Origin of the sequence: Orlajensenia flava (assembly GCF_004801905.1) — a bacterium.
GTDB lineage: Bacteria > Actinomycetota > Actinomycetes > Actinomycetales > Microbacteriaceae > Orlajensenia > Orlajensenia flava.
Map to the genome: position 1 here is coordinate 1 of NZ_SSSN01000016.1, position 26,365 is coordinate 26,365.

The following is a 26,365-nucleotide window of genomic DNA, read 5'->3' on the forward strand; positions in this document are numbered from 1 at the left end:
ACGATCTCCGCTCGCAGTCGCTCACCGTCACCGCGGGCGTTGCGCGCCCGGCCAGAACCGCTCATGGATCTTCCCTTGCCATTCAACCTAACGTCCGTTAGTTTACACTCGTTCAGTTTCGATGAAGAGGAGACACGCATGTACATCGCCCTGGTCCTGGCGCAGACCCTCGTGCTGCCCCTGCTGTTCGCGGTGGGGCAACTGGTGCTGTTCGGCGGCGAGCCGCTCGTCGTCGTGGGTGTCTGGTGGGCCTTCTGGGGCGTCGGCACGCGTCTGACGGTCGCCGGCGTCAGCCAGCTCGTCAACCCCGGGCGCACGTCACGCGGCATCCTCGGCATCGACGACGCGGGCGCCGAACAGGTCGTCCACGAGCTCGGGTTCGCCAATCTCAGCATGGGCGTTGTGGCCCTCGTCGCGGCGTTCGTGCCGGGCTGGGGAATCCTCGGCGCTCTTCCCGGAGCGATCTACCTCGGGCTCGCGGGCCTGCGGCACATCGCCAAGCGGGGCAAGAAGACGGAGGAGACGGTGGCGACCTGGACCGACCTGCTCGTCTTCGTCGTCGTGGTGGTCGCCATCGTCGGGTCGGCCGTCATCGGGCGGTGACGACGGTGGCCCCCTCCGCTGGCGTTCTCAGTCGTGCGAGCTGCTGTTCGCCCGGCTCGCCTGCTCGGCGAGCGCGGCCAGCAGCGGCGGCACGTCGAGTGGCGGAACCACCGCTTCGATGAACGTCAGCCCGCCCCGGTCCGCATGACCCGCGAAGGCAGCGGACACCTCGTCGGCCGTCCGAGCCGTGAACGGATGCGCGAAGCCGTTCGGGTCGAAGGCGCTGACGAGCGCGGTCCAGTTCCACGCGGCGATGTCGTTGTACGCCTCCGTCAGCCCGTGGATGGCGCGCTCCACGGTGTACCCGGAGTTGTTCACCACGAGCACGATCGCGGGCACCCGATTGCGGATGAGCGTGCCGAGTTCGGCGATGGTCAGCTGGGCGGCCCCGTCGCCGATCAGCACGATGGGTCGCCGCTCCGGCGCGGCGAGGGCGGCCCCGAGCAGGGCGGGAAGGGTGTAGCCGATGGCCGCCCAGAGCGGTTGGCCCATGAAGGTCACTCCCGTCGGCATCCGGTGGGTGCCCATGCCGTAGAACGAGGTGCCCTGATCGGCGATCACGACGTCGCCGGCCTGAAGGTGGGCGGCCACGGCGTTCCAGAGACCGGTCTGGTCAAGGGGGCCATCGGTGGCGCCCACAGCTTCCGCGTCGGCGACGACGGCCGGGTCCGGCGTGCCGCCATCCGGCGCGCTTCGCCCGACCACATCGCTCTCGGCGAGGGCATCCCGCAGCACCTCCAGCGCGTCGCTCATCTCGATCGGCTCGAACGTCCGGAGCCCGAGGTGCACCGATCCTGGCGTGATCTCGATGGTCCTCGCGGGCAGTCGTTGCGAGAAGAAGCCGCTCATCAGGTCGGTGAACTGCACGCCCACCGCGATCAGCACGTCGGCGTCCTCGATGGCCGCGCAGGTCTCGGGCGTGCTCACCGCGCCGATGTATGGCCCGAGGTAGTGGGGCGAGCTCTCGTCCACCACCCGCCGTCCCCAGAGGGTCACCGCGTGCGGGATGCCGAGGGCGAGCACGTCGTGAAGCGCGGGCTCGGCCCCCATCCGCTGCACCAGGACGCCGGCGAGGAGCGCGATGGATCGTGCAGTGGCGAGTTCGCCCCGGACGGCGTCGCGCAGCTGCTCGAGAACGCCGGCGGCCGTCAGCGGCGCTTCCTCGACCGGCGGATGCGTCGGCTCGGGCACCGGGGCCTTGGCGACATCGGCGGGGATGACGAGGTATCCCGGACGACGCGCGGCGAGCGTCTGGCGGATGACGCGATCGATCTCGTCGACGGCGTTCTCGGCGGTCAATTCGGCCTGTGCGTGGGTGACCTCGGCGGTCATCCGAGCGAAGTGGTGGAAGTCTCCGTCGCCGAGCGTGTGGTGGGTCGCGCGGGCCGCCGCCTGGGTGGCGGTCGTGGGCGCGCCGACGATGTGTATCACGGGCACGTGCTCGGCGTACGCCCCGGCGATGGCGTTGATCGCGCTCAGCTCGCCGACGCCGAAGGTGGTGCAGACGGCGCCGAGCCCGCGGAGGCGGGCGTACCCGTCGGCCGCGTAGCCGGCTCCGAGCTCGTTGGCGCAGCCCACCCACTCAATGGACGGATGAGCCTCCACGTCATCGAGCATCGCCAGGGTGAAGTCGCCGGGCACGCCGAACAGCTTCTCGACGCCGGCTTCGGCGAGCCGGTCGAGCAGGTGGGTCATGACGTTCGCATCGCTCATGACGCTCATCCAACCACTCGGGGCGGCGCCGCGGGTGACGGCAGTCAGCCTTGGAAGTCCTCCGGGTCGACGTCCTCGAGGAACCTCTTGAACTCGTCGAGCTTCTCCTCGTCACCGCCGAGCTCGACCATCCCGGCCGGGATGCCCGCCTCGTCGATGACCTCGTCGGCGACCCAGATGGGCGCGTCGACGCGAACGGCGAGCGCCACGGAGTCCGACGGCCGCGCGTCGAGCACCGTGCGCCCCGCCGGCGTGGAGAGCGTGATCGCGGCGTAGAAGGTCCCGTCGTCGATGCGGGTGACGTCCACCCGCTCCACGCTCGCTCCGACGGTGTCGAGCAGTGTCTTCATGAGGTCGTGGCTGAGCGGCCGGGGCGCCTGCTCGCCCTCGATGCCGAGGGCGATCGACGTGGCCTCCTGCGAACCGACCCAGATCGGCAGCACGCGCCCCTTGTCGGGCTCCTCGAGGATGGGTTTCAGCAGCACGATGTGCTGCATCGCCGAGTCGAGTGCGACACCGAGAACGCGAACCTGAACCATGGAGACTCCCCCGTCAGAACTCCATCGTAGAGGCGGCTTCGCGCGGGAGCGCGGGCATCCGCAACTCCCGCGACCGGCGAGGTACCTGAGGTCCTCACCGACGCCCGCTCAGTCGTGCTGCGCGTTTGCCGACCGCCCTGTCCGCCGCGCACCCCCGCTTGTAGTCTGATCGCGCCGTGGAGGCTCTACCGGCCGATGACAACCGCGATCGTGCCGGGCGATACGCCAGAGATGAGCTCGAGGCGGGGCATCCACAGATCGGAACCACCGATGCGCACCACCACTCGCACCTTGCTCTCCGCCGTGCTGACGGCGGGAACCCTCGTGGCGACACTCGCCGCGACCGCGCCGGCCGCCCAGGCCGCCGGAGCACCCCTTCCACCCGTGAACGCGCAGTTCGACTACCAGATCGGCGGCCCGTACACCCCGGCCGCGTCGGTGGGCATCCTCGACCGCGACCACACCGCCTCCCCCGTGGCCGGCAGATACAACATCTGCTACGTCAACGCCTACCAGACCCAGTCCGACGACACGACGACGTGGGCCGGCGGCAACAGCGACCTCATCCTGCGCAACAGCAAGGGCGTGAAGGTGGGCGATCCGAAGTGGAACGAGTACCTCCTCGACACCTCGACATCGGCCAAGCGCGCCCGAATCGCGGCGATCGTCAACGGATGGATCGACGAATGCGCGTCGAAGGGCTTCCAGGCGGTCGAGCCGGACAACCTGGACTCCTGGACGCGCTCGAAGAGCGGCGGCAAGCAACTGTTGACGAAGCAGAACAACATCGACCTCGCCACGCTTCTCGCCGCCCATGCCCACCAGAAGGGCCTGGCGATCGCCCAGAAGAACACGTCGCAGCTCGGCAGCGTCGGCAAGAACACGGTGGGCTTCGACTTCGCCATCGCCGAGGAATGCCAGGCCTACGAGGAGTGCGATGCCTACACCGATGTGTACGGAGCCAACGTGATCGAGATCGAGTACACCGACAACGATCTCTCGGCCTACACCGACGCCTGCGCCGCCCAGGGCTCGACCATCTCGGTCATCCTGCGCGACCGCGACGTCGTCGCGAAGGGCAAGAGCGGCTACACCTACAAGTACTGCTGAGCGGCATCCGCCCCTTCTCACCCGGCCGGTCCCCTCGTAGTCTCGAAGGAGGGGACCGGCTGGCGTCCCACCGAGACGGGGGTTTCGATGTACTACAGCAACGGCAACTACGAGGCGTTCGCCCGACCGCGCAAGCCCGAGGGCGTCGACGACAAGACGGCCTGGTTCGTGGGGGCCGGACTCGCCTCGATGGCGTCGGCGACGCTCATGATCCGCGACGGACAGATGTCGGGCGACAAGATCACGATCCTCGAACGCCTGAAGCTGCCGGGCGGTGCGCTCGACGGCATCAAGGAGCCGAAGAAGGGGTTCGTCATCCGCGGCGGTCGCGAGATGGAGGACCACATGGAATGCCTGTGGGACCTCTTCCGCAGCATCCCGTCGCTCGAGATCGAGGGCGCCAGCGTGCTCGACGAGTTCTACTGGCTCAACAAGGACGACCCCAACTCATCGCTGTGCCGGGTGACGGTGAACCAGGGCGAGGACGCGCACACGAACAAGCTCTTCACCCTCAGCGAGAAGGCGCAGAAGGACATGGTCAAGGTCTTCCTCGCCACGCGCGAGGAGATGGAGGACAAGCGCATCGACGAGGTGTTCGGTGACGAGTTCCTCGCGAGCAACTTCTGGCTGTACTGGCGCACCATGTTCGCGTTCGAGGAGTGGCACAGCGCGCTCGAGATGAAGCTCTACCTGCACCGCTTCGTGCATCACATCAGCGGCCTGCCCGACCTCAGCGCCCTCAAGTTCACCAAGTACAACCAGTACGAGTCCCTCGTGCTGCCGATGTACCGCTGGCTCCTCGACCAGGGCGTCACATTCGAGTTCAGCACCGAGGTGACCGACATCGACTTCGACATCACGGATGGCCGCAAGCAGGCCACCCGCATCCGGTGGAAGCGGGATGGCGAGGAGAGCGGGGTCGACCTCGGACCGGATGACCTGGTGCTCGCGACCATCGGATCGCTCACCGAGAACTCCAGCGATGGCGACCAGCACACCCCCGCGAAGCTCGACGTCGGACCGGCCCCGGCGTGGGAGCTGTGGAAGAACATCGCGGCTAACGATGACGCGTTCGGGCGCCCCGAGGTGTTCTGCGGCGACATCGAGAAGACGAAGTGGGAGTCGGCGACGGTCACCACGCTCGACACCCGCATACCCGAGTACATCCAGAAGATCAGCCAGCGGGATCCGTTCAGCGGCAGGGTCGTCACCGGCGGCATCGTCACGGCGAAGGACTCGAGCTGGTTGCTGAGCTGGACCGTCAACCGCCAGCCGCACTTCCAGCAGCAGCCGAAGGACCAGATCGTCGTCTGGGTCTACTCGCTCTTCGTGGACACGCCAGGCGACTTCGTGAAGAAGACGATGGCGGAGTGCACGGGCGAGGAGATCACCCAGGAGTGGCTCTACCACATGGGCGTCCCGGTCGATCAGATTCCCGAGCTCGCGGCCGAGGGGGCGCGTTGCGTTCCGGTGATGATGCCGTACGTCACGTCGTTCTTCATGCCGCGCAAGGCCGGCGATCGTCCCGACATCGTGCCGGAGGGCTCGGTGAACTTCGCCTTCATCGGCCAGTTCGCCGAGACCACCCGCGACACCATCTTCACGACCGAGTACTCGGTGCGCTCGGGCATGGAGGCCGCGTATCGGTTGCTCGGCGTCGACCGCGGCGTGCCGGAGGTGTTCAACTCCACGTACGACATCCGTCAGCTGCTCAAGGCGACCACGCGACTGCGCGATGGCGAGGAGGTCGCCCTGCACGGACCGACCTTCCTGCGCAATCGGCTGCTCAAGCGGCTCGACGGCACCGAGATCGGCGAGCTGCTCACCGACTTCGGGCTGGTGCCCGGTGCCGGAGACACCACGGCGCGGGCCCGGGCGGACGACGCGGTGTCCTGAGGGTGGATGCCGCTGCTTCCTCGGCTGGCGCTGCTTCCTCGGCTCCCGCTGCTTGCTCGGCTGACGCGGAAGCAGCGGCTACGCGTCGACCACCGCAGCCACCTCGGCCGCCGAGGGTGCCGGCGCGCCATCGCGCAGGAACGGCAGTTGCCGATATCCGTCGCCGTCCAGAATGGCGACGGTCGACTCGGGCACCTCGATGAACGCGCCGGGCAGGTCGGTGAGCGGCTCCGACACGATGACGCGGGCGGTCGCGGAGAACACTCGCAGCTGGTCGAGGTCGGGGTAGGTCTTCTGCAGCGTCTCGCCGTCCTCGGAGTAGAACAGCGTGCGCGAGTTGTGCTCGGTCGAGTAGCGGAACGCCCAGATGGTCATGCCATCCGTCACCGCGAAGGTGCCTTGCACCGGGTTCTGGACGCTGAGCGCATCGCCGATGCGCTCGACCTCGCGGATCGCGCGCGCCATCGCGCCGATGGGGTCGTCGCGCAGGCCGAGGGTCAGGGCGAGGTAGAACAGCGCCTCGGAGTCCGTCGTGCCCTTGACCTTCGAGAACAGGGCGGGGTCGACGGCCAGCAGGATGTCGCGTTTCATCACGCCGAACTGGCGCAGGGCGCCGTTGTGCATGAACATCCAGTTCTCGTAGCGGAACGGATGGCAGTTCGTCTGCTGGATGGGCGGCCCGCTGGCTGCTCGCACATGGGCGAAGAACAGCGGCGACTCGATCGCGTGCGCCAGTTCGCTCAGGTTCTCGTCGTACCAGGCGGGCTCCACGCTGCGGAAGAGCGCTGGCGCTCCGCCGGGGGTGCCGTGGGTGGGGTACCAGCCGACTCCGAACCCGTCGCCGTTCACGGTCTCCTTGCCGAGCGGCGAGTTGAGCGACTGCGCGACAAGCGAGTGGGGCGTGTCGAGAATGAGCGTCGAGAGCCGCAGCGACTCTCCCGAGTAGACCACCCAGCGACACATCGCGACCCCTCTCCGCGCCGCGTCGTCGCTGCGCCGAACGTCGCCTTCAGGCTACGCCCGCCCGCCGGTCGAGTAGCGAGCGATGAAGGAGCCCGCGTATCGAGCGGACCCTCGCACCCCCGAGCGAACCTCAGCTGAGCTTGCGGCGGTAGATCACGATCGCGAAACCATACGCAACCACGAGGATGCCCACGAGCCACGCCAGCGCCACCCAGATATCGCTGCCGATCGGCTGCTGGGCGAACAGCGCCCGGATCGTGTCCACGATCGACGTCACCGGCTGGTACTCGGCGAACCACGCGACCGGGCCAGGCATGCTCGCGGTGGGCACGAATGCCGAACTGATGAACGGCAGGAAGATCAGTGGATAGCTGAACGCACTCGCGCCGTCGACGCTCTTCGCCGAGAGCCCGGCGATCACGGCGAGCCAGGTCAGTGCGAGGGTGAACAGCACCAGGATTCCGGCCACCGCCAGCCACGCGCCGACGGATGCACCGGTGCGGAACCCCATGATGAGCGCGACGCCGATGACGATGGCGACCGAGACGAGGTTCGCGACGAGCGACGTGAGCACATGCGCCCAGAGCACACTCGACCGCGCGATCGGCATTGATTGGAACCGGTCGAAGATGCCGCCCTGCAGGTCGAGGAACAGCCGGTACGAGGTGTACGCGACGCCCGACGCGATGGCGATGAGCAGGATGCCGGGCAGCATGTAGTTTACATAGGACTCATCCGATCCCGTACTGATCGCACCCCCGAGGACGTAGAAGAACAGCAGCATGAGCGCGATCGGCGTGACGGCGGTGGTGATGATCGTGTCGGGGCTCCGGAGGACGTGGCGGAGCGAACGGCCGGTGAGCACGCCGGTGTCGGCGAGGGCGTAGCTGGTCAAGATGCTGCCTTTCGTGCCGGTGCGGACGATGCGATGTCGTCGCTTGGGGCATCCGTGTCCCCGACGAGGGCGAGGAAGACCTCCTCGAGCGATGGCTGCTTCTCGACGTACTCGACCTGTGCGGCCGGCAGGAGTCGCTTGAGTTCCGCGAGGGTGCCGTTCTGGATGATCGTGCCGCCGTGCAGGATGGCGATGCGGTCGGCGAGGTGTTCGGCCTCGTCGAGGTACTGGGTGGTCAGCAGCACGGTCGTGCCGCCCTCCGCGAGCCTCTTCACCGTCTGCCACACCTCGATGCGCGCCTGCGGGTCGAGCCCTGTGGTGGGCTCATCGAGGAAGATGACGGGCGGATGACCGATGAGGCTCATGGCGATGTCGAGCCGGCGGCGCATGCCGCCCGAGTACGTCCCCGCCTTGCGCGCCCCCGCCTCGGCGAGCGAGAAGCGCTCGAGCAGCTCATCCGCGATCGCGCCGGCATCCGTCAGGTGTCGCAGCCTCGCGACGAGCACGAGGTTCTCTCGTCCGGTGAGCACCTCGTCGACCGCCGCGAACTGGCCCGTCAGGCTGATCGACTCGCGCACGTCGCCGGGCTCCGACGCGACGTCGAAGCCGCGCACCGTCGCACGGCCGGCATCGGCCTTCAGCAGCGTCGACAGGATGCGCACCAGCGTGGTCTTGCCCGCCCCGTTGGACCCGAGCAAGGCGAAGATACTGCCCGGCGCCACGTCGAGATCGACACCGCGCAGCACCGCCACGTCGCCGAACGACTTCTCGATGCCCTGAACCCGGATCGCGGGCACCGGGGCGTTGTCGATGGTCATCTCGTCATCTCCGTTCTGGTCACGCCTCGTCGGCGACCGTCTGCTCGATCGCGTCGGTCAGGCGCTTGCGCTCCTTGTCGATCCACCGGGTTCCGCCGTACGCCTGTGTGAAGGTCTCGGCGAACTCGACCGGGTCGTCTCCGACGATCGTGCTCACTGGCGTCCCGTCGACGGCGGCGCGCTCCCAGAGGTCGGTGAAGTCGCCCAGCATCGTCACGAGGGTGTCGCCGTCGGTCACGCCTCCGTAATAGATGAAGTAGCGCTCGAATGCCTTCGCCGCGGTGGCGTAGGGCTCGGGCAGCGCTGCCATGCGGGCCTTGTTCTGCTTGTACTGCCTCTTCTGCTCGAGCGATCCGGTGAGGGTCTCGATCCACTTTGCTGCCATGGTCATGCTCCTTCTGCGTGCTGTTGCGTGATGTCGGTGCGGAGATGCTCGATGCGGTCGGCCAAGAAGCTCCAGGACTTCCAGAACTCGTCGAGGTAGTCGCGGCCTGCGGTGTTCAGCGTGTAGACCTTGCGCGGCGGACCCTTCTCCGACGGCACCTTCGTGACGTCGACGAGCCCGCGTTGCTCGACCCGCACCAGGAGGGCGTACACCGTGCCCTCGACGATGTCGGCGAATCCCTGCTCGCGCAGCCGCGCCGTTATCTCGTAGCCGTACGCCGGCTGCAGGGCCAGCGTCGCGAGGATGACGCCCTCGAGCGTGCCCTTGAGCATCTCGGTCATCTGCTTGGCCATCGCGCCTCCATCTCGTACTCAGTGTCAATGACTACCGGTATATAGTAAGCACGAGTACCGGTAAATAGCAACACTGAATACCGGATGACGAACCGTCGCTAGGGTGAAGGGCATGAGCGACTACGAGGTGCTGGAGATGGGCGGCTTCGACGAGTGGCGAGAGCACTACGGCGGTTTCCGCCCGGAGACCTCGCGGGACGGCCGACGGGTCGTCGATCACGACATAGCAATGCAGTACATCGGCATGACATCCAACGCGTTCGAGGCCGGTGAGGAGGCCGGCTACTGGCACCGGCACTCCCGCATCGAGGAGCTCTACGTGTTCCTCGCCGGGCGGGGGCAGATGGGCCTGAACGACGCCGTCGTCGACGTGGGTCCCGGCACCGTCATCCGCGTGGCTCAGGGTGTGTGGCGCACCTGGCGCTCCCTTCCCGACAGCCCGGATGGCCTGCGTTGGTTGTGCATCCGCGCGGGCGGTTACGAGCTTCCGCAGCTGCCGGATGACAGCGAGCGCGACCCCGATCGTCCTGCGCCGTGGTGATGGGCGCTGTCGCGAGAGCCATCTCTTAGCTCCAGACGTTGCGGTAGTCCTCGACGAACTGGCGCATGGTCGTGGCGGGCTGCCCGGTGAGCTTGCGGACGGCACGATTCGGCAGTGCCGAAATGTTCCAGCGCACCACGCGGTAGATCATCTTCTGCACCGCGACGTAATCGGCCGGCGCGCCATCGCCGGCGAGCTTCGCGAGGTATTCCTTCTCCGAGGGACGGGCGTACCGGATGGGCCGGCCGAGCACCTCCGTCATGATCCTCGCGACCCGGCGGTAGCCCATGGATTGCTCGCCGGACAGGGTGTAGGCCTTCCGCAGGTGGCCGTCCTCGGAGAAGACCGCCGCGGCGACCCTGCCGATGTCCCTCGCATCGATGAGCGCCGTGAGAGCGCGGCCGGCGGGGAGATAGATCTCGCTGCGTTCCCGGATGTCGGCCGCATACGTCGAAGACAGGTTCTGCATGAAGAAGTTGGGTCGGAGCGACGTGTATGGCGCGTCGGTCTTCTTCAGGTACTGCTCGACGGCGTAGTGCGGCGTCTTCCGGTTGCCCTGCACGCCCTGCAGGGAGAGGAAGACGATCTGCCGGATCCCATTGCGCCGGGCGGCATCGATGAGTGGAAAGAGGTAGGTCGCCACGTCCTCGATGGCTGGAGGACGCATCAGAAACAGTCGATCGGCGCCGGCGAGCGCCGCGTCCACCTCGTCGTCGGTGGCGCCGAACTCGAAGACCCGGTGCTCGACGCCCGGCGGCAGGCTGGCGGCATCCGTCTCCTTGCGCACCGCTGCGATGACCGACTGGCCTTTCGCCCGCAGGTTCTCGACGACAGCCGAGCCGACGATGCCGGTCGACCCTGTCACGAACACTGATCCGCTCATACGACTTCCTCACCGACCCTGGGGACGACCGGGTCTCTGCAAGTCGAATCTAGCCACCAGTCGCCCGCTGCCATACTCGTGCCATGGCAGAGAGCATCGGAACGCCGGGCGGCTCGACCGAACGCCCCGCCCAGTTCTTCTCCGGTCCGGAGGAGTTCCGCGCCTGGCTCGCGGTCAATCACGCGAACCAGACCGAGCTGTGGATGGGGCTCAATAAGAAGCACGTGGCCGATCGCGGGCTCACGTGGGAGCAGGCCGTGCCCGAGGCGCTCTGCTTCGGCTGGATCGACTCCGTCGCCCAGCGCATCGATGAGAACGCCACCCGCCAACGTTGGACGCCGCGCAAGCCCGGCAGCATGTGGTCGAGCGTCAACATCGCCTTGGTCGAGAAACTCACCGCCGAGGGACGGATGCGCGGAGCGGGATTGGCGGCCTACGCGAAGCGACGCGACGATCGCTCGGGGGTCTACTCGCACGAGAGCCCGGTCAAGGAGCTTCCACCCGCGTACGCCGGACGGTTGGCGGCGAACGTCGGAGCGACGGCCTTCCTCGAGGCAGCGACAGCCGGCTACCGCCGTCAGGTCATGCACTGGATCCTCACGGCGAAGCAGGAGTCGACGCGCGAGAAGCGCCTGGAACAGCTGATCGACGACAGTGCGGAGGGCCGGCTGGTGCCCTTCCTGCGCTATGGCGAAACTCCGAAGTGGGTCGAGCGGGCGGGGGACGCTGCCCGCGCGGCCGTGAGCGCTAGCGCGGATCGGTCAGGTGACGCAGGAGGCGGGCGAGCGTCGCCTTCTCGTCGGGACTGAGGCTGCGCAGTTCCTCGGCCTCTCGGCTGGCCAGCCGGGTCATGGCGTCGTCCACGTGTTCGGCGCCCTCGGCGGTGAGACGAACGAGTACGCTACGGCCGTCGCGCGGATGCGGTCGTCGCTCGATGAACCCGCGCCGCGACAGGTTGTCGAGGCGGTTCGTCATGGCTGCGCTGCCGATCATGGTGGCATCGATCAGCTGCGCGGGGCTGAGCTCGTGCGGCGTCTCAGCTCTCGCCAGTGCCGCCAGCACGTCGAACTCCCAGGCCGCGAGTCCGGCACCGCTGAACGCGCTCGCCCTCAAGCGACCGAGTCGGTTCGACGCACGTCTCAGACGCGACATGACGTCGAGCGGAGTGAGGTCGACATCCGGTAGCCGGCGCGACCACGCATCGATGATCAGGTCGACCTCGTCATCCGGCTGCCTCACCTGTCGACCCTACCGCCGCTCCTCATAGGATGGCCGAGTGCCCCTCCTCGACCACCTCGGAATCACCGTCGACGACCTTCCCCGCGGCATCGCGCAGTTCGACCCGATCATGCAGGCGCTCGGCTGCGAGCGCACGGATGCCGAGAACTCCGTCTCCTGGTGGAGGGAGGGCGAGTCGGAGCTGATCCTCTTCCCCGCCCGAGAGACGGGCAGCGGCCCCCACCAGCATGGCCGGGTCGGATGGCAGCACCTCGCCTTCGCCGTCGAGACGCATGCCGAGGTGGACCGCCTGCACGCGATCGCCCTGGATGCCGGCTGGACGGCGGTGCGCGAGCCCAAGCCCTATCCGCGCTTCAGCGAGCGCTACTACGCGTCGTTCGTCGAGGAGGACAACGGCATCCGCATCGAGTTCATGTACCACCCGTCGCGAAAGGTCGCAGCGGACTGACCGCGCCGGTTCAGCTCGCCGGGTCGTACATGAATTCCCGCAGTTCTTGGGGACAGCGACACGAAGCCGCAATCTTGCGGGCCCATTCCTCGGCGGCCGCTCGATCGGGCAGCTCGAGGACGGTGAACCCGCCGTCGATCTGGACGTCGGAGTAGGTGTCGGCGCTGATCGTCCCGTCGGCGGAGACCAACGCTGGGCTCACGCCTTCATCGAACCCGCCGCCGAACACGTACACGCCGGCAGCCTTGGCCTCCTCGATCACGGCATGCGAGTCGGCGACGACATCCGGGAACTCCTCCTCCGTCACCACCATCGCTCGGCTGGGAAAGGAGATGAGGTACTTGGTCATGCGTCGATCTTGACCTGCCGAACTCCGTCAGACAAGGGCGGCCGAGGGTTCCGCCGCCGGCGCCGTGCGGATTCTGACCTCGCGCTCCATGCGCTTCTCGTGCCGCTGCCGACCTTTGACCGCCTCCACCTCGCGACTCTTCGGCGGCGCGATCGTGACGAGTTGGTCGAGCATCCGCCGAGTGGCCTCGGCGATCTCGTCGATCGCCCGGTCGAACGCCTCCGCATTCGCGCGCGAGGGACGCGTCGACCCGCTGACCTTTCGGACGAACTGGAGGGCGGCCTCCCGCACCTCGTCGTCGGTCGTGGCTGGCTCGAAATTATGAAGGCATCGGATGTTCCGGCACATGCCATCGACGATACGCCCGGTTCGCGGATGAGACACGTCCGCCGAGATCGCGATCGGACACCCGCGGTTCTCCCGCCGGCCACTTCGCACCCCTAGTTTGGGGGAGAGCACCGAGCTCGCCGCCGAACGAAGGAGTCCGCATGCCCGGCCCGCGTCCGATCATCACGACGATCGCCGCCGTCGTCCTCGGCGGGCTCGCCGCCGCCACGCTCGGCGCCGGAACAGCCACTGCCGCGAGCGCGTCGGTCTCGTCGCAGGCTCCGGCATCCGTCGCCTCCGGGTTCACCCTTCCGTCCGCGACGAATCTGCGCGTCGCCACCTTCAACCTGTCGCTCAACCGTTCGGCGCCCGGCCAGCTCGAAGCCGACCTCGCCACGGGCGCCAACGCCCAGGCGCGCACGGTCGCCGAGATCATCCAGCGGTCGGCCCCGACATCATTCTGCTCAACGAGTTCGACTACGTGGCAGACAACCGCGCGGTCGATGCGTTCCGCCACGACTACCTCGAGGTGAGCCAAGAGGGCGCGAACCCCGTCACCTTCCCGTACGCGTTCGTCGCGCCATCGAACACCGGCATCCCGAGCGGATTCGACCTCAATAACGACGGCACGATCGGCGGCGGGGACGACGCGCTCGGCTTCGGCGCGTTCGAGGGGCAGTACGGCATGGCCATACTGTCGAAGTTCCCCATCGCGACCGACAAGGTGCGCACGTTCCAGAAGTTCCTCTGGAAGGACATGCCCGGCGCCCTCCTGCCCGACGACCCCACCACCGCCGCCCCCGCCGACTGGTACACGCCGGAGGAGCTGAACGTCGTGCGCCTCTCGAGCACGTCGCACTGGGACGTGCCGGTGAAGGTCGGCCAGGCCACCCTGCACGTGCTCGCGTCGCATCCGACTCCGCCAACGTTCGACGGGCCGGAAGATCGCAACGGTCGCCGCAACCACGATGAGATCCGCTTCTGGGCCGACTACATCTCGCCCTTCAAGGCGAACTACATCACGGATGACGCGGGCCGTCGCGGCGGCCTGTCGCCGCTCGCGCCCTTCGTCATCATGGGTGACCAGAACGCCGATCCGCTCGATGGGGACTCGGTCGACGCTGCAGTGAACCAGCTCCTCGACAGCTGGCGCGTGGTCGACCCGAAGGCGACATCCGCCGGCGGTCCGGAGGCTTCGCAACTGCAGGGCGTCGCCAACACGACTCAGCGCGGCGACCCGAAGTACGACACCGCCGACTTCGCCGACACCGCGCCGGGCAACCTCCGCGCAGACTACGTGCTCCCGTCGCTCGGCATCCAGGTACGGGATGCGGGGGTGTTCTGGCCGCAGCAGTCCGACCCGCTGTCTCGGCTCACCGGCGTCTATCCCTTCCCGAGCAGCGATCACCGCCTGGTCTGGGTCGACATCCGCATTCCGCGGTTGTTGAGCCTCATCAGCTGACGCGCCCCATCCGCGCCGACAAGGGTCTCGATCAACGTCGAAACCCTGTCGGTGCGGATGCCGATGCGCAATGCTGGCATCGTGCTCGGGGCGGATCGCCGCCGATCCGAAGGAGGATGCCATGTCGTTCCAGTCCTATCTCGACAACATCGAGGCCAAGACCGGCCTCACTCCGCGGCAGTTCGTCGACCTCGCCCACGAACGCGGTTTCGACGAATCGACGAAAGCCGCGCCCATCGTCGCGTGGCTGAAGGAGGACTACTCGCTCGGGCAGGGGCACGCGATGGCTCTGGTGCACGTCATCACCAAGGGCCCCCAGATCAGTCAGAAGCACGTCGACTCCGGCACCGCGCACAGCGATCCGAGCGACGCGCTCTGGCTGGACGGCGCCGCGACTAATCCGGCGCGCCCTTAACCCAGCTCGCCCGTCAGCTTCGCCTCAGGCAGACGCAGGCAGCCGTGCCCGTTGATGCGACGTGTTCGGGCCGAGACGACGTTTCCGCACCATTCTCGAGGGGAAGATCGATGACCGAACAGGTGGAACTAATCGTTGAGATTCTGGCGAAGAAGGGACGGGAAGCCGAGCTGCGCGAAGCCGTCCTCGAGCTCGCCGGTGAAACCCATGCCGAATCGCCCGGACCGGTGAGGTTCGATCTCGGTGAAGACCCCGCCGACGCGCGGAAATTCTCCGGGCACGAGATCTGGGCCAGCCAAGCTGATCTCGATCGGCATGCAGAGCTCGTACACACTCGCCGCTTCCTGGAGCGTGTTCGTCAACTGGTGGAGGATCCCGAGCAGGTATTACGCGTGACTCGCTGGGCGCCCATGGAACCCCCGGCAGCCGCGCCAGCGGGCTTCCGTCATCAATACGCTCACGTCCGCGGAACGCAGCTGCACTACGTTCGCGGCGGGTCCAACGATCCGGTGGTTCTCCTGCACGGTTTCCCCGACACCTGGTACGCCTGGCGAGAGGTCATGACTCGCCTTGCCCTCGACTACACCGTCATCGCGGTCGATCTGCGCGGACTCGGCGATTCCGCTCGTCCCGGCGAGGGCTACGACGTGCCCAGCTCGGCCGCCGACATCGCCGAGCTCGTCAACCAGCTGGGCTTCGATTCCGTCTTTCTTGCGGGTCAGGACTGGGGTGGTTCTATCGCTTTCGCCTACGCCGCCGAGCATCCTACCGCCGTGCGGAAACTGGCAGTTCTGGAAGCCATGCCCGCTGGTCCGTGGACCGAATCGGGCGGCGGTCGCTCAGCGTGGTTCGCCGATTTCCATGCGATTCCAGACCTTCCCGAGCTTCTCGTGGAGGGAAGGGAATCCGAGTATCTGGGTTGGTTCTATGAAGCGTTCTCGGCCACCGCGGGGGTCCCGACGCCTGCAGCTACGGATGAGTACGTGCGCACTTATCGACAACCGGGGGCCATGACCGCTGCCTTCGAGCTCTACCGGCAGGCGGAGCGGGAAATCGCCCACAACTCTCGGTTCGCCTCGACGCCGTTGGATGTGCCGGTTCTTGCCATTGGCGGCGACCAGGTCTTCGGCTCCGCGGTCGCCGAGAATCTCACATCCGGCGCAGCATCCGCCGTCGAGTCGCTGGTCCTCGAAGACTGTGGTCACTTCCTGACGGAGGAACGTCCGGACGAAATCGCAGCCGCCCTGCGTCAGTTCTTCAGGTAAGCAGAAGGCTCTAGTGATGATCGCGCTTGTATCTGCTCCCAGCAATCTCGGTCTTCGTCCGCCTCAGCGCGGGAGCGTCCCGGGCGCGGCGAAGGCGCCGGAGGCGTTGCGTGAGGCAGGGCTGTTCCGCCGGCTCCTCGATGGCGGAGCCGTCGATGCGGGTGTCCTGGTGTGCGGTCGTTACCTCGACGATGATGACACCCGGCCAGCTGGCCATGTGCGCAATGAGGCAGCACTGGTGGACCATGCGCGGCGTCTCGCTGTCAGGCTCATGAGCATCCTGGACAGCGGCGACATCCCGCTGGTTATCGGCGGTGACTGCAGTGTTCTCATCGGGATCGGGTTGGCGCTCTCTCAGCGGGGTGGGACGGGGTTGGTGCATGTCGACGGCCACACCGATTTCAGACATCCGGGCAACAGTGACGCCTGCGCCAGTGTCGCCGGTGAGGACCTCGCGGCCGCGGTCGGCTTGCACTGGCCCGCGATCGCGGACATCGACGGTCGTAGCCCGTATTTCGATCGACGACGCACGGTGCATATCGGGCACCGGAACGACGACGAGGAGGCTCCGGAAGCCCGTGAGGCTCTTGGGCTCGTGGTCTCCGCCGCGGACGCGATCGAGCGGAACCTTGCGGATGTCGTGGCCGAGACGCACGGGGTGGCTGGTCGTGGGTACTGGTTGCAGGTGGACGTGGACGTGCTCGACGCGAGCATCATGCCGGCGGTGGACAGCCCCGATCCGGGAGGACTCGACACCTCACAACTCGCCGCGCTGCTGACCCGTCTCGCGCCGGACGCGATCGGAGCATCCGTGACGGTCTTCGATCCCGATCTCGATCCTGACGGCCGCTACGCAGAACTGGTGACCGAGGTGATCGTGGCCGGCCTCAGCAAACTCGGTACGGGTCTCTGACGAGATACCGCTCAGCGCGGGCGGCGACCCGCGAAGACCGTGAACAGCAATGGCACGACCGAGGCGATCATCAGCACCGAGCCGAGCACCACGTCATCCGCCCGCATCACGGCACCGGCGATGAGCAGGATGCCGAACACGAGCACCGACACGACCCGGCGCGCGGTGCGCTCGAGCCGGGCAACGCGACGCTCGAGTGCAAAGCTCACCGTCGCGACGTTTCTGTAGCCGTCAGACGGAGGCCGATCAGCTGCGTTCGCCGGCCGCATGATCGAACCGCGCCCGGCCGCCGAGCCGAGGGATCCGCCCCGGGTCGACGTGCGGCGGCGGGATGAACGAGACCCGACCTCGGCGCACCTGCACCTCCCACCCGTCGTGATGCATGCGCTGATGATCGGCCCGGCAGAGGAGGACCCCGTTATCGAGATCCGTCGGCCCAGCGTCTCGTTCCCACCAGCGGATGTGGTGTGCCTCGGCGTACGCCGCACTCATGCCACAGAACGAGCAGCCTCCGTCGCGTTCTCCGAGTGCAATCCGCTGCGCGACGCTGAAGAGTCGTTGGGTGCGGCCGAGATCGAGAATCTCGCTCTCGCCGCCCAGAACCATGGGGATGATGCCCGATTGGGCGGCGAGTCTGCGCACCGTGCCGATGCTGATCGGTTGGTCGATCCCGTCGATCATCGCCGCCCCGGAGCCCGAGCGGAGATCATCGAGCGTGCAGCGCACGATGATGGTGGCCAGGTCGAGGGGCGCGACGGTCTCCCGACAGCTCAGGCTGTGGCGGGCGATCACGCTGAGGGCATCGGCCTGCAGGGCGGGAATACTCCGCGATGGATGCGATCCGCTACACAGGTCGGCATCCCGAGCCCGACGAATCTCAGCGGTGACCAGAGTCTCGACCGCCGTCTTCAGGCACGCACCGTTCACCGGATCGAGCCGAGCACTGAAGAGCACGGAGCCAGACGCCTCCTGTCGGATCCGCAGCCACGACGCCGCCGCCAGGGTGTCTTCCCGTTCCGGCACGCCGTCGGTGTCGAGCCTGGCCTCGGCGTGCTTCACCAGCCGTCGCACCTGTTCGAGGGTGAGCGACGGCGCACGCCGGGCGAGGGTCCTCTCCGTCTTCATCGACTCCTCATGGTCGGCTCGCGGCGCCACCCGGTCGAGCATCTCCGTGATCACGGCCGCCGAGTCGAGGCTGAGGCATCCGCCTTTCATGGCCTCCGCTACGTGGGGATGCCACGGAGCCATCCGCTGCCCCGAGAATGATGACCGCTCGGCCGTCGCCACGCCCACGCAGATCAGCCGGGCCGCCTCAGCGCCTGAGCCGCCCGTCGCAGCCGCGATAAGTGCAGCAGCATTCCGGTATCCCTGCTGCTTCGCCATTCCGTCGCGCCCGAGCTCCGGCGCGGAACGATGGGCGATGGCACCAGCGATGCGGATGTGCAGGGCGTCCAGATCGCGACGCGTCTGTGCGAGAGCGTCGTTCACCGCCATCAGGCCGGAGGAGCTCATGCACTCGACGGCCGCGTCCGGCGACGAGTCGACGGCTCCGAAGGCGGGCAAGCTGCCGAGCCATGCGGAACGCACGGACTCCACATCTCGTTCGAGTATTGCCGTCGCCTCTTCCATAAGAAAAGTCAACCAGCACCTACCGACATTGAACGACCGGTATACCCACCTGATCAGGAATAAGTTATGCACACGCTGTCAGAAACACTCGTCGCCCTCGCGCTGTGGAGGAGTCGTGTACAACGCATCGGCGGCGGAGAGGAGGGCGTCAGATTATTCAGCTCCAGACCCTGCCGCTGGCAGCGGTTAGCGAAGTCGAACAGGAGCTCGGCAGGTGCATCGACCGTAAAGTCGAGGTCGGCTGACCGAAGAGCAGTCCTCAGACGGATGCCGACGGCCACACGTATGCCAGATCCGCCGGCACATCGTGTGCCATCTCGGCGTAGTGCACCGGGTCCTTCCGCAGCAGGTTCGACCGGTGCGATCGGTGCACTTCCTCCGAGCCGAACCACGGCGGCAGGTCGTAGGTTCCAGCGCGGTACGCCGCCGCATCCTCCGTCACGGCCTCAAGGTCGATCAGCGTCTTGAGGCGGCAGGTGTCGACGTGGCCGCGCGCCTCCCACTCGTCGCAGGTGGCGTCCTGGTAGGCCATGAGTGCCGGCCGGTAGCCACGCCACATGCGCACCACCGGGTGGTTCTGCCACCCATAGCCCGCAATGGTGAGGGCCCGCATCACCTGCAGCGTCTCGACGCGCTGCTTGCCGAGGCGCGGTGTGTCAAGTGCCGCCATGCTCAGGTCGAACTCGGGGTACGGCAGGAAGGTCTGAATGGTTGCGCTCCGTTCACGTCGTCGTTCGAGCGTACGTCGGGGTGGCATCCGGCCCGTGCCCCTTGACGAGCCGCTGGCGGCGAACGCAGCGGCACCACGCGCAGTCGGCGCTGGCTCTCACTTTCCCGGCGGAATCGGGAGCGCATCGGTGAATCGGGGCGGGTCGGCAACCAGCGCAAGCGCCTCCTCCTTGCTGACGTTGTTCGGAAAGTTGTAGTGCGCGAACCTTCCCGACGGGTCGTCGGGCGAATCGGGCATTGCGATGCGGGAGGAGCCGATGACCTCTCCGAGGTGGACGGCCGCGGCAGGGTCGATCGGTCGTCCCTGCCGGTCTCGCAGCATCACGAGAACGCGAAGACCGCGGGGTTGGCCCGTGCTGAGTTCGAGATAGAGCAGGCGCCGCGTCTTCGATGCACTCACGAGCAAGCGGGCCGTGGTGAGGTCCGAGAAGTCGGCGGTCTTGCCCCCAGCGCGGATGCGGTGGCCGGCCAGGTCGGCGAGAGCACTCGGATAGCGCACTCGCAGATAGAGAACCGTGGCCGCAGCGATCAGCGTAAACAGAACGACGGCTGTTGCGATGGTGGCGAGCCATCGCCACGGGCCGGCGACCCAGAGGAAGATGACGGGCCGCGCGAGATGGAGGATGACGAGGGCACCGATCAACCAGGCTCCCGGAATGCCCACGATGAGCGATTGGAGGCCTGGCGGCTGACCGGTGAGTTGCACCCATTCGGTGCGAGCCTCAGGACTCACCATGGGTCGAGCTTGGCATAGACCGGGTCAGATCACGGACGCCGAGCACGGTGCACTAGCGCGGGCGGCGACCCGCGAAGAGCGCGAACAGGAGCGGCCCGACCGACGCGATCATCAGCACCGAGCCGAGCACCACGTCATCCGCCCGCACGACAGCACCGGCGATGAGCAGGATGCCGAACACGAGCACGGACACCACGCGCCGGGCGGTGCGCTCGAGCCGGGCGACACGACGCTCGAGTGCAGGGCTCACCGTCGCAACGGATCCGTCCTCGAACCGGGTGACCAAGGCGTCCAGGCGCTTCGGAAGGCGCCACGCGAGGCCAGCGACCTCGAGCGCCTGCTTGGCGACATCCTGGACCACGTTGCCGCGCTCGTCGCGCAGCAGCTTCGACGCGTACGGCTCGATGGAGTCCCAGAGGTTGAACCCTGGGTCGAGAGCACTACAGACCCCCGAGGTCAGCGACATCGCTCGGATGATGAGCAGGAAGTTCTCGGGCAGCTGGAACGGCAGCGAGCGCACGACGTCGCCGAACTGCACGGCGAAATCGCGGAACTCACGCGGGTCCACCTCGCGCAGCTCGGCGAACCCCATGCCGCCGAAGCGCGCGAAGAGCTGGGTCATGGCCCGCTCGAGCTCCGTCGTCTCGGCCGATGGGAGCAGCACACCGAGGTCGCGGATGGCGTCCACCAGGCCCTTGCCGTCGCGCGAGGCCGCAGCGATCAACAGCTTGCGCAGGCCACGGCGGGTTCCGGGCGGCACCTCGCCCATCATCCCGAAGTCGATGAAGGTGAGCTTCCACCCTCGCTCGTCGCCCACGCCGACGGGACCCGGCGTGATGAAGATGTTGCCGGGATGCGGGTCGGCGTGGAAGAACCCGTTGGTGAACAGCTGATCGAACATGACCGCGGCGAACACCGGTGCCACGTGCGCCGGATCGATGTCCGCCGCGCGGAGGCCCTCCGCATCCGTGATCTTGATCGCCGTCACGTCCTCGAGAGTGAGCACGCGCCGGGTAGTGCGCTCCCAGACGATCTCGGGAACGCCCACGCGGTCATCGTCGGCGAAGTCGGCCGCGAAGCGCTCGAGGCTGCCCGCCTCATGCAGGTATTCGATCTCCTCGCGGCTCGTGAGGGCGAACTCCTCGACGAGTGCCCGCGCATCCACCCGGTCGGAGACGAGGCGAACGCGGCTCAGCCACCCGCCGACTCGGCGCAGGGCCGCGAGGTCGGTCTCGACGATCGCGTCGATGCCGGGTCGCTGCACCTTGATGACGACGGCGTCGAGCCCGGTATCGGCCGCATCGATCGGGCCGAGCACGGCGCGGTGCGCCTGACCGAGGGATGCGGCGGCCACCGGCATCTCATCGACCGAGGCGAATGCGCGCTCGAGCGGCAAGCCCAGCTCAGCCTCGGCAAGCGCCCGGATCGCCGGGAACGGGACCGGCGGCACCTCATCCTGCAGGCCCTCGAGCTCCGTCGTGATCTCGGGGGGCAGCACGTCGAGCCGCGACGACATGAACTGCCCGACCTTGATCATCAGCCCCCCCAGGTCGACCGCGAGAACGTGGAAGCGCTGAGCGAAGCGGCGCATCCGTTTGGATCGCGAGCGTTCGGCGACCTTCGCGAGCCCGATGCGAGGCAGCAGCAGTTCGAACCACCACGTGAGGGCGAGATTCCAGCCGGCGAATCGGAGGATGCGGCGGTAGCGGGCGCGAGTGTCCCTCGCGCCCGGGGTTTCGCTACCTCGGGGTTCTGATGCCACCCTCGTCAGTCTTGCGCGAGGATCGAGTGAAGTCGACGCCGCGCGTCATCCAGGGCCTGCACGGCTGCCCGGATCTGCTCGGGCGAACCCTCGCTGTTCACCTGGGCGGCCACACGGGCGAGCTGCATGCCCGCCTTCGGCAAGGCCGAGAAGCCGGTGTCGTCGCTCGAATCGGGGGAGGTGAAGGGCGACGAGTCGCTGGCGCTGGCCGCTTCTGCACGCCCGGCCTCGGTCAGCGAGTAGGTCTTGCGCCCATTGGACTCCTCGGACGTGATGAGGTTCTCGTCGGCGAGCAGCTGCAGGGTCGGGTAGACAGAGCCTGCGCTGGGCTTCCAGCTGCCGCCGCTGCGCTCCTCGATCTCACGGATGATCTGGTAGCCGTGCATCGGCTGCTCCGCGAGGAGGGCGAGCACTGCCGCACGAACGTCTCCGCGCCCGACGCGCGAGCCGGCGCGCTTCTCGAAGGTCGAGCGGAACTCCTCCATCTTCTGCCAGATGCCCTCGAGGGGGTTTCCGGTTCCGAATCCGCCGGTGGGGAATGAGTTGGCCATGGTGATCTCCTTCGTCGCGTCGTGAACGATACTCAACGATATGTCGCGACCGGCGGTGAACGACAGGGTCTCACCCCACACTCACAGCCAACATCACGCTCCGTCGCGATGCGGGCGACGTGGGTATTGACAGTACGCTGTCAGTTGGCCTACGCTACCCATATGCGTCCTGACCCACCGGCTGACGACTGGACGCAGTTCGCGACCGCCGCCTTCGCACTAAACGCGCTGCTCATCGAGGCCGGTGAGACGATCGTCGCGCCCATGGGCCAGAGCAGCGCACGTTGGCAGGTACTGGGTCGCGCTCACCACCCGACGACCGTGGCAGACATGGCCCGCGACATCGGGCACGCACGGCAGAGCGTGCAGCGCATCGCCGACGTGCTGGTGCGCGAAGGCCTGCTCGAGTTCCGCCCCCACGATCGCGATCGTCGCACTCAGCTCGTCGGGCTGACTCCCGGTGGTGAGCAGATGCTGGAAGCCATCTATTCCCGCCAGCTGGCTTGGTCGGACGATGTCGTCGTCACCATCGGTCCCTCTCGACTCGCGGCGGCGACCGAGAGTCTCACTTCGATCACCGAAGCGCTCCGGACCGCGATAGCCCCAGCACCACAACAGAAGGAGTCATTGTGAGCAGGTACATCGTTCTCTACCACGCCCCTCTCGATGTCGCTCAGCGCTTCGCGCAGGCGACGCCGGAGCAGGCCGCCCTCGGCCTTCAGGAGTGGGTCGACTGGTCGACGCGACTAGGTCCGGCCCTCATCGACCCGGGGCGGCCGCTCAGCCACGCGAGAAGCGTGACGTCGACGGGCGTTGACGATGGGCGTGACGACATCATCGGCATGTCGATCCTCGAGGCGGCCTCCATGAACGAGGCGCTCGGAATGGTGGAAGGTCACCATCACCTGCGCTGGGCCGACGGATGCTCCATCACCGTCCTCGAGGAGATGGGCGTACCTGAGCTGGCGTAGTAGGCGTCCGGCCTCCGCGGTCGCGCCCGACGTGACCGCTAACCGTCCTCGCCGTCGAACTCACGACGCAGGTACTTCGGCGCCTGCATTCGCCACGCCTCGGTGACCAGCTCGATGAGGTGGTCATCGTCGATTCCGGCCATGCGGAAGGCCACCTTCGGCTCGCCCCACGGCGTCGTCGTGCGCAGGAACACGTCGGGCATCATCTCGACCAGCGCGAGCGCATCCACCTGATCGGCGACCTTCACGCCCACGACGAGCTCGGCCGCGATGACTTCCCGCATGTCCGCCGGGACGCTCGGCCACGGATGGCACTCCCATGCGTACGGCTTGCCGCGCACGAACCAGGCGGCGCCGCCCGTCGTCGAGCGCTCCTCACTGCCCGGCATCCGCTCGGCCGTGCGGCGCAGGTCGTCGAGAGTGGCCACGCTCCGAGACTAGGACGCCCCGCCGACGTTCAGCCGATGAGCTTCCAAACGCCCCACAGGGAGGTCTGGCTGGGCGCCGTGCCAACGGTGTACCACTGAGCCTGATAGATATGGCCCGAGCCGCTCACCTTGTCGCCGCCGGTGTAGACGGTCGCGGGGCTCCAGGCGGGCACGCCGCCGGGGGTCGTGGGGGCAACGATCTCGCTCCATGGTCCGCCGACCCCGCCGGGAGCTGTGCCGCGGGTGTACCAGAGCGCCGTGAAGGTGCGGCCCTGGTAGACCACCACATCGCCTGCGGTGAAGACGCCCGTGGCCGTCCAGAGCGTGGAGCCGTCGGACGCGATCGCGATCTCGGCCCACGCGCCGTAGGTGCTGCCCCCGGGCGTCTCGCCTCGGGTGTACCAGAGCGCCCGGAACACCGAGCCGCCGTAGCTGACCAGGTCGCCGCTGGCGTACGCCGTGCCCGTGTCCCAGGCGGCCGGCTTCGGCACTCCCTGCCCGCCGAGCCCGAGGTCGCAGTCGATGCGGCCGCTGTAGAGCGCGTGACCTTCGGATGCGGTGCCCGGTCCCGCTCCGTAGATGCCGTCGTCCGACCAGACGACCTCCTTGGTGCCACCGACACAGGTCGAGTTCGGCGCCAGGGCGAACCCCTCGAGGTTGTTGACCGGCAGTGGGGCCGGCTTGGCGTAGGCGACATCCGGAACGATCGAGCCGGTCGCACTCACCTTCAGGACGGTCGAGGTGACCCCGCAGGTGTTATCGCACAGAGCCCAGATGCGCTGGGTGTCGGCGTCGAACGACACGTCCATGACGTGACCCATGCCGGTGTCGACCACGGCCACGCGGTGGAAGGAGTGGTCGTTGTTCAAGGCGTAGGCGTAGAGCTTGCCGTCGTTCTCGAGCGCGGCGAAGTACAGGCCGGTTCCGTGCTTCGGGTAGTCGATCGGCTTGTAGGCCTTTCCGGTCGACTGGTCGACGAATCCGTTGCCGGTGAGGTAGCCGTCGGGCACGAAGGTGACGCCCTCGAAGCCGAGGTTCGCCTCGGTCTTGTTGCCGGCGTGCAGCTCGGGGAACTCCGCGGTCAGGTTCCACTCGTCCGTCGCCACGAGCTGGGTGCCGGCTTGCGCCGGGTCGAAGCGCAGGATCGAGTTGAGCGGAATGGTGTTGGCGGCGTTGTTGCGTTCTGTGGTGACGTACAGCGCGCCATCCGCGCCGATGGTGAGGCCCTCGGAGTCGGGCTGGTTGGTCTGCGTGTCGGTGCTGCCCGGGAAGAAGATCTGCTTGCCGGCGCCCCATCCGTTGCTCGTGTCTGCCACCCACGTGTCGCCCTGCTTCACCATGCGGAACACCCAGCTCTTGTTCTTGACGCTGTAGAGCACGTTGGCGTTGCTCGGGTCGAAGACGAGCCCGCTGACATCACGACCTTCGGGTCCGGTGGTGGTCTTCCAGGCGCACCGCGGGTCGGCGACGGCGACGGATGCGCTGCCGGGCCAGGCGGCGGGAGCGAGCGCGCTCGCGGGGAGGGTCCCCGTGCCCGAGGGTGCCTCCGGCTGGCAGTTCAGCGTCGGTGCCGGCGGGCCCGTCGGGCCGGTCGGATCGGTGGGGTTGGTCGGTGCGCCCGCACCGAACCGGCTCGTGCCGGGCGATCCGATGTCGCCCGCGGTGGAGGTCCGCGAACCTTCCGCATCGCCGACCGCGGAGAGCTGCCACTGGGACGCGTCGTTCGCGCCGAGTGCGGCAGTCGTCTTAGGGATGCCCGCGACGCCCTGCGTGCGCGGCCCCTTCACGGTGCCCGTGCCCTGGTCGTTGTAGGTGAGACGATCGGCCAGGTTCGCGACGGCATCCGGGCCGTTGAAAAGGTTGATCTCGTCGGCCCGGCCGAGGTTGGTGGTGTTGCCGGCGAGGATTTTCACGTCGGCGCCGAGACTCCACTCGGTGCGGAAGGTGGCATCCGCCGACTCGGTGATGATCGCCGACTGGCCGACGGCGAGCGTGCCGAGGCTGTCGAGCGGCACCGTGCCGGGCGTCCTGCTGTCGTCGTCGAACGACCAGCCGGCGAGGCTGACCGGTGCCGCGCCGAGGTTCGTGAACTCGACGTACTCTCCCGACGAGCTCACCGGGTTGTACATCCACTCGGTGATCTTGACGGATGCGGCATCGGCGGCCTGGACAGTCGTGGGCACCGCGAGCGCGGCGCAGACGGCGGCGGATGCTGCGACGGCAGCGACGACGAGGGAGAGGGAACGTCTCATGAATCGAAACCTACTGACGCCGTCCATACGGGGGTGAACGGGAGAGTGAACGAACGGCGAACGCGTGCCGGTCGAGTAGCGCAGACGCGAAGCGGCTCCGCGTATCGAGGCCCGCGCACCTGCGACTGACGGGTTTCGAAGCTTCTATATGTCAATGGGGGCAGAGGAGTGGGAAGAGTTCGCGGCAGAG

30 protein-coding genes and 1 pseudogene are annotated in these 26,365 nt (G+C 67.5%); 12 read left to right on the forward strand and 19 right to left on the reverse strand.

The genetic code is table 11. The features are described from left to right. Positions 1-138 precede the first annotated feature (138 nt). The gene (locus E6C70_RS16330) at positions 139-603 is read left to right on the forward strand and encodes a hypothetical protein (protein WP_136425576.1); all 465 of its coding nucleotides are present in this window, start codon (positions 139-141) and stop codon (positions 601-603) included. 27 nt (positions 604-630) lie between these two features. Here the strand turns inward: E6C70_RS16330 and E6C70_RS16335 are convergent, their stop codons facing one another. Both E6C70_RS16335 and E6C70_RS16340 read right to left on the reverse strand, forming a co-directional pair. Beyond that, the gene (locus E6C70_RS16335) at positions 631-2,316 is read right to left on the reverse strand and encodes an alpha-keto acid decarboxylase family protein (RefSeq protein ID WP_136425032.1); all 1,686 of its coding nucleotides are present in this window, start codon (positions 2,314-2,316) and stop codon (positions 631-633) included. 44 nt (positions 2,317-2,360) lie between these two features. Next, a complete protein-coding gene (locus tag E6C70_RS16340; protein WP_136425031.1) occupies positions 2,361-2,855 on the reverse strand; it encodes a bifunctional nuclease family protein in 495 nt (164 codons plus the stop codon). A gap of 270 nt (positions 2,856-3,125) precedes the next feature. On the opposite strand from E6C70_RS16340, the gene E6C70_RS16345 reads away from it, so the two are divergent. Both E6C70_RS16345 and E6C70_RS16350 read left to right on the forward strand, forming a co-directional pair. Further along, positions 3,126-3,965, forward strand: a complete 840-nt coding sequence (locus E6C70_RS16345) for an endo alpha-1,4 polygalactosaminidase (protein ID WP_136425030.1) — start codon at positions 3,126-3,128, stop codon at positions 3,963-3,965. A gap of 87 nt (positions 3,966-4,052) precedes the next feature. Next, positions 4,053-5,861 (forward strand): oleate hydratase, encoded by a 1,809-nt coding sequence (locus E6C70_RS16350; RefSeq protein ID WP_136425029.1) that lies wholly within the window; start codon positions 4,053-4,055, stop codon positions 5,859-5,861. 78 nt (positions 5,862-5,939) lie between these two features. Here E6C70_RS16350 and E6C70_RS16355 read toward each other — a convergent pair whose 3' ends face one another. The 5 genes from E6C70_RS16355 to E6C70_RS16375 form a co-directional block, all read right to left on the reverse strand. Further along, positions 5,940-6,824 (reverse strand): class II glutamine amidotransferase, encoded by an 885-nt coding sequence (locus E6C70_RS16355; protein ID WP_136425028.1) that lies wholly within the window; start codon positions 6,822-6,824, stop codon positions 5,940-5,942. A 130-nt stretch (positions 6,825-6,954) separates the two neighbouring features. Continuing rightward, the gene (locus tag E6C70_RS16360; RefSeq protein WP_136425027.1) at positions 6,955-7,719 is read right to left on the reverse strand and encodes an ABC transporter permease; all 765 of its coding nucleotides are present in this window, start codon (positions 7,717-7,719) and stop codon (positions 6,955-6,957) included. Continuing rightward, positions 7,716-8,537 carry an ABC transporter ATP-binding protein gene (locus E6C70_RS16365; RefSeq protein ID WP_136425026.1) on the reverse strand — a complete coding sequence of 274 codons (822 nt, stop codon included), beginning with the start codon at positions 8,535-8,537 and terminating at the stop codon, positions 7,716-7,718. Before E6C70_RS16365 ends, E6C70_RS16360 begins: the two co-directional genes overlap by 4 nt. A 19-nt stretch (positions 8,538-8,556) precedes the next feature. Then, positions 8,557-8,922, reverse strand: coding sequence for a DUF1048 domain-containing protein (locus tag E6C70_RS16370; protein ID WP_136425025.1), 366 nt, complete (start codon positions 8,920-8,922; stop codon positions 8,557-8,559). A gap of 2 nt (positions 8,923-8,924) precedes the next feature. Further along, entirely contained in the window at positions 8,925-9,275 is a 351-nt protein-coding gene (locus tag E6C70_RS16375) for a PadR family transcriptional regulator (protein WP_136425024.1), read from the reverse strand. A 112-nt stretch (positions 9,276-9,387) separates the two neighbouring features. On the opposite strand from E6C70_RS16375, the gene E6C70_RS16380 reads away from it, so the two are divergent. Further along, a complete protein-coding gene (locus E6C70_RS16380; RefSeq protein ID WP_136425023.1) occupies positions 9,388-9,816 on the forward strand; it encodes a cupin domain-containing protein in 429 nt (142 codons plus the stop codon). A 25-nt stretch (positions 9,817-9,841) separates the two neighbouring features. Here the strand turns inward: E6C70_RS16380 and E6C70_RS16385 are convergent, their stop codons facing one another. Continuing rightward, a complete protein-coding gene (locus E6C70_RS16385; RefSeq protein WP_136425022.1) occupies positions 9,842-10,699 on the reverse strand; it encodes an NmrA family NAD(P)-binding protein in 858 nt (285 codons plus the stop codon). A gap of 83 nt (positions 10,700-10,782) precedes the next feature. Between E6C70_RS16385 and E6C70_RS16390 the strand changes: the two genes are divergently transcribed. Then, on the forward strand, positions 10,783-11,508 hold the full coding sequence (locus tag E6C70_RS16390; protein WP_136425021.1) for a YdeI/OmpD-associated family protein: 726 nt from the start codon (positions 10,783-10,785) through the stop codon (positions 11,506-11,508). Here E6C70_RS16390 and E6C70_RS16395 read toward each other — a convergent pair. After that, positions 11,447-11,938: a MarR family winged helix-turn-helix transcriptional regulator gene (locus E6C70_RS16395; protein ID WP_235833465.1), complete on the reverse strand. Its 492-nt coding sequence runs from the start codon at positions 11,936-11,938 to the stop codon at positions 11,447-11,449. The two genes, E6C70_RS16390 and E6C70_RS16395, sit on opposite strands and share 62 nt — an antisense overlap. A 37-nt stretch (positions 11,939-11,975) precedes the next feature. On the opposite strand from E6C70_RS16395, the gene E6C70_RS16400 reads away from it, so the two are divergent. Next, the gene (locus E6C70_RS16400) at positions 11,976-12,386 is read left to right on the forward strand and encodes a VOC family protein (protein WP_136425020.1); all 411 of its coding nucleotides are present in this window, start codon (positions 11,976-11,978) and stop codon (positions 12,384-12,386) included. A 10-nt stretch (positions 12,387-12,396) separates the two neighbouring features. Here the strand turns inward: E6C70_RS16400 and E6C70_RS16405 are convergent, their stop codons facing one another. Both E6C70_RS16405 and E6C70_RS16410 read right to left on the reverse strand, forming a co-directional pair. After that, positions 12,397-12,735: a YciI family protein gene (locus E6C70_RS16405; RefSeq protein ID WP_136425019.1), complete on the reverse strand. Its 339-nt coding sequence runs from the start codon at positions 12,733-12,735 to the stop codon at positions 12,397-12,399. Between the two features lie 27 nt (positions 12,736-12,762). Next, positions 12,763-13,083, reverse strand: a complete 321-nt coding sequence (locus E6C70_RS16410; protein ID WP_136425018.1) for a DUF2277 domain-containing protein — start codon at positions 13,081-13,083, stop codon at positions 12,763-12,765. Between the two features lie 140 nt (positions 13,084-13,223). Here E6C70_RS16410 and E6C70_RS16415 point away from each other — a divergent pair. The 4 genes and pseudogenes from E6C70_RS16415 to E6C70_RS16430 all read left to right on the forward strand — a co-directional run bounded on the left by E6C70_RS16415 (position 13,224) and on the right by E6C70_RS16430 (position 17,117). Continuing rightward, positions 13,224-14,524, forward strand: a pseudogene (locus tag E6C70_RS16415) (endonuclease/exonuclease/phosphatase family protein). A 121-nt stretch (positions 14,525-14,645) separates the two neighbouring features. Next, on the forward strand, positions 14,646-14,939 hold the full coding sequence (locus tag E6C70_RS16420; RefSeq protein WP_136425017.1) for a DUF4287 domain-containing protein: 294 nt from the start codon (positions 14,646-14,648) through the stop codon (positions 14,937-14,939). A gap of 110 nt (positions 14,940-15,049) precedes the next feature. Continuing rightward, the gene (locus E6C70_RS16425; protein WP_136425016.1) at positions 15,050-16,204 is read left to right on the forward strand and encodes an alpha/beta fold hydrolase; all 1,155 of its coding nucleotides are present in this window, start codon (positions 15,050-15,052) and stop codon (positions 16,202-16,204) included. 16 nt (positions 16,205-16,220) lie between these two features. Beyond that, the gene (locus E6C70_RS16430) at positions 16,221-17,117 is read left to right on the forward strand and encodes an arginase family protein (RefSeq protein WP_136425015.1); all 897 of its coding nucleotides are present in this window, start codon (positions 16,221-16,223) and stop codon (positions 17,115-17,117) included. Positions 17,118-17,128: 11 nt separating this feature from the next. Here the strand turns inward: E6C70_RS16430 and E6C70_RS16435 are convergent, their stop codons facing one another. From E6C70_RS16435 to E6C70_RS16460, 6 genes are all read right to left on the reverse strand, one after another. Then, a complete protein-coding gene (locus tag E6C70_RS16435; RefSeq protein WP_328590857.1) occupies positions 17,129-17,326 on the reverse strand; it encodes a hypothetical protein in 198 nt (65 codons plus the stop codon). A 37-nt stretch (positions 17,327-17,363) separates the two neighbouring features. After that, on the reverse strand, positions 17,364-18,704 hold the full coding sequence (locus E6C70_RS16440; RefSeq protein ID WP_168770957.1) for an HNH endonuclease signature motif containing protein: 1,341 nt from the start codon (positions 18,702-18,704) through the stop codon (positions 17,364-17,366). A 301-nt stretch (positions 18,705-19,005) separates the two neighbouring features. Continuing rightward, positions 19,006-19,503, reverse strand: coding sequence for an MSMEG_6728 family protein (locus tag E6C70_RS16445; RefSeq protein ID WP_235833464.1), 498 nt, complete (start codon positions 19,501-19,503; stop codon positions 19,006-19,008). Positions 19,504-19,572: 69 nt separating this feature from the next. Beyond that, positions 19,573-20,211 (reverse strand): hypothetical protein, encoded by a 639-nt coding sequence (locus tag E6C70_RS16450; protein WP_136425013.1) that lies wholly within the window; start codon positions 20,209-20,211, stop codon positions 19,573-19,575. A gap of 52 nt (positions 20,212-20,263) precedes the next feature. Next, entirely contained in the window at positions 20,264-21,973 is a 1,710-nt protein-coding gene (locus tag E6C70_RS16455) for an ABC1 kinase family protein (protein ID WP_136425012.1), read from the reverse strand. 5 nt (positions 21,974-21,978) lie between these two features. Beyond that, on the reverse strand, positions 21,979-22,524 hold the full coding sequence (locus E6C70_RS16460) for a PadR family transcriptional regulator (RefSeq protein WP_136425011.1): 546 nt from the start codon (positions 22,522-22,524) through the stop codon (positions 21,979-21,981). 162 nt (positions 22,525-22,686) lie between these two features. Here E6C70_RS16460 and E6C70_RS16465 point away from each other — a divergent pair, with 162 nt between their 5' ends. Together E6C70_RS16465 and E6C70_RS16470 are read left to right on the forward strand one after the other, a co-directional pair. Continuing rightward, positions 22,687-23,157, forward strand: a complete 471-nt coding sequence (locus E6C70_RS16465; RefSeq protein WP_168770956.1) for a MarR family winged helix-turn-helix transcriptional regulator — start codon at positions 22,687-22,689, stop codon at positions 23,155-23,157. Continuing rightward, entirely contained in the window at positions 23,154-23,495 is a 342-nt protein-coding gene (locus E6C70_RS16470; protein WP_136425009.1) for a YciI family protein, read from the forward strand. The genes E6C70_RS16465 and E6C70_RS16470 overlap by 4 nt, the downstream gene beginning before the upstream one ends. A 38-nt stretch (positions 23,496-23,533) precedes the next feature. Here the strand turns inward: E6C70_RS16470 and E6C70_RS16475 are convergent, their stop codons facing one another. Then, the gene (locus tag E6C70_RS16475) at positions 23,534-23,923 is read right to left on the reverse strand and encodes an MmcQ/YjbR family DNA-binding protein (protein ID WP_136425008.1); all 390 of its coding nucleotides are present in this window, start codon (positions 23,921-23,923) and stop codon (positions 23,534-23,536) included. A gap of 29 nt (positions 23,924-23,952) precedes the next feature. Then, on the reverse strand, positions 23,953-26,175 hold the full coding sequence (locus tag E6C70_RS16480; protein ID WP_136425007.1) for a carbohydrate-binding protein: 2,223 nt from the start codon (positions 26,173-26,175) through the stop codon (positions 23,953-23,955). Positions 26,176-26,365 lie beyond the last annotated feature (190 nt).

Excerpts from the sequence above, each read along its gene's own strand:
- E6C70_RS16330 (WP_136425576.1), top strand. The coding sequence starts at position 139 with ATGTACATCGCCCTGGTCCTGGCGCAGACCCTCGTGCTGCCCCTGCTG.
- E6C70_RS16335 (WP_136425032.1), bottom strand. The coding sequence starts at position 2,316 with ATGAGCGATGCGAACGTCATGACCCACCTGCTCGACCGGCTCGCCGAA.
- E6C70_RS16340 (WP_136425031.1), bottom strand. The coding sequence starts at position 2,855 with ATGGTTCAGGTTCGCGTTCTCGGTGTCGCACTCGACTCGGCGATGCAG.
- E6C70_RS16345 (WP_136425030.1), top strand. The coding sequence starts at position 3,126 with ATGCGCACCACCACTCGCACCTTGCTCTCCGCCGTGCTGACGGCGGGA.
- E6C70_RS16350 (WP_136425029.1), top strand. The coding sequence starts at position 4,053 with ATGTACTACAGCAACGGCAACTACGAGGCGTTCGCCCGACCGCGCAAG.
- E6C70_RS16355 (WP_136425028.1), bottom strand. The coding sequence starts at position 6,824 with ATGTGTCGCTGGGTGGTCTACTCGGGAGAGTCGCTGCGGCTCTCGACG.
- E6C70_RS16365 (WP_136425026.1), bottom strand. The coding sequence starts at position 8,537 with ATGACCATCGACAACGCCCCGGTGCCCGCGATCCGGGTTCAGGGCATC.
- E6C70_RS16370 (WP_136425025.1), bottom strand. The coding sequence starts at position 8,922 with ATGGCAGCAAAGTGGATCGAGACCCTCACCGGATCGCTCGAGCAGAAG.
- E6C70_RS16375 (WP_136425024.1), bottom strand. The coding sequence starts at position 9,275 with ATGGCCAAGCAGATGACCGAGATGCTCAAGGGCACGCTCGAGGGCGTC.
- E6C70_RS16380 (WP_136425023.1), top strand. The coding sequence starts at position 9,388 with ATGAGCGACTACGAGGTGCTGGAGATGGGCGGCTTCGACGAGTGGCGA.
- E6C70_RS16385 (WP_136425022.1), bottom strand. The coding sequence starts at position 10,699 with ATGAGCGGATCAGTGTTCGTGACAGGGTCGACCGGCATCGTCGGCTCG.
- E6C70_RS16390 (WP_136425021.1), top strand. The coding sequence starts at position 10,783 with ATGGCAGAGAGCATCGGAACGCCGGGCGGCTCGACCGAACGCCCCGCC.
- E6C70_RS16405 (WP_136425019.1), bottom strand. The coding sequence starts at position 12,735 with ATGACCAAGTACCTCATCTCCTTTCCCAGCCGAGCGATGGTGGTGACG.
- E6C70_RS16410 (WP_136425018.1), bottom strand. The coding sequence starts at position 13,083 with ATGTGCCGGAACATCCGATGCCTTCATAATTTCGAGCCAGCCACGACC.
- E6C70_RS16420 (WP_136425017.1), top strand. The coding sequence starts at position 14,646 with ATGTCGTTCCAGTCCTATCTCGACAACATCGAGGCCAAGACCGGCCTC.
- E6C70_RS16425 (WP_136425016.1), top strand. The coding sequence starts at position 15,050 with ATGACCGAACAGGTGGAACTAATCGTTGAGATTCTGGCGAAGAAGGGA.
- E6C70_RS16430 (WP_136425015.1), top strand. The coding sequence starts at position 16,221 with ATGATCGCGCTTGTATCTGCTCCCAGCAATCTCGGTCTTCGTCCGCCT.
- E6C70_RS16445 (WP_235833464.1), bottom strand. The coding sequence starts at position 19,503 with ATGCCACCCCGACGTACGCTCGAACGACGACGTGAACGGAGCGCAACC.
- E6C70_RS16450 (WP_136425013.1), bottom strand. The coding sequence starts at position 20,211 with ATGGTGAGTCCTGAGGCTCGCACCGAATGGGTGCAACTCACCGGTCAG.
- E6C70_RS16460 (WP_136425011.1), bottom strand. The coding sequence starts at position 22,524 with ATGGCCAACTCATTCCCCACCGGCGGATTCGGAACCGGAAACCCCCTC.
- E6C70_RS16465 (WP_168770956.1), top strand. The coding sequence starts at position 22,687 with ATGCGTCCTGACCCACCGGCTGACGACTGGACGCAGTTCGCGACCGCC.
- E6C70_RS16480 (WP_136425007.1), bottom strand. The coding sequence starts at position 26,175 with ATGAGACGTTCCCTCTCCCTCGTCGTCGCTGCCGTCGCAGCATCCGCC.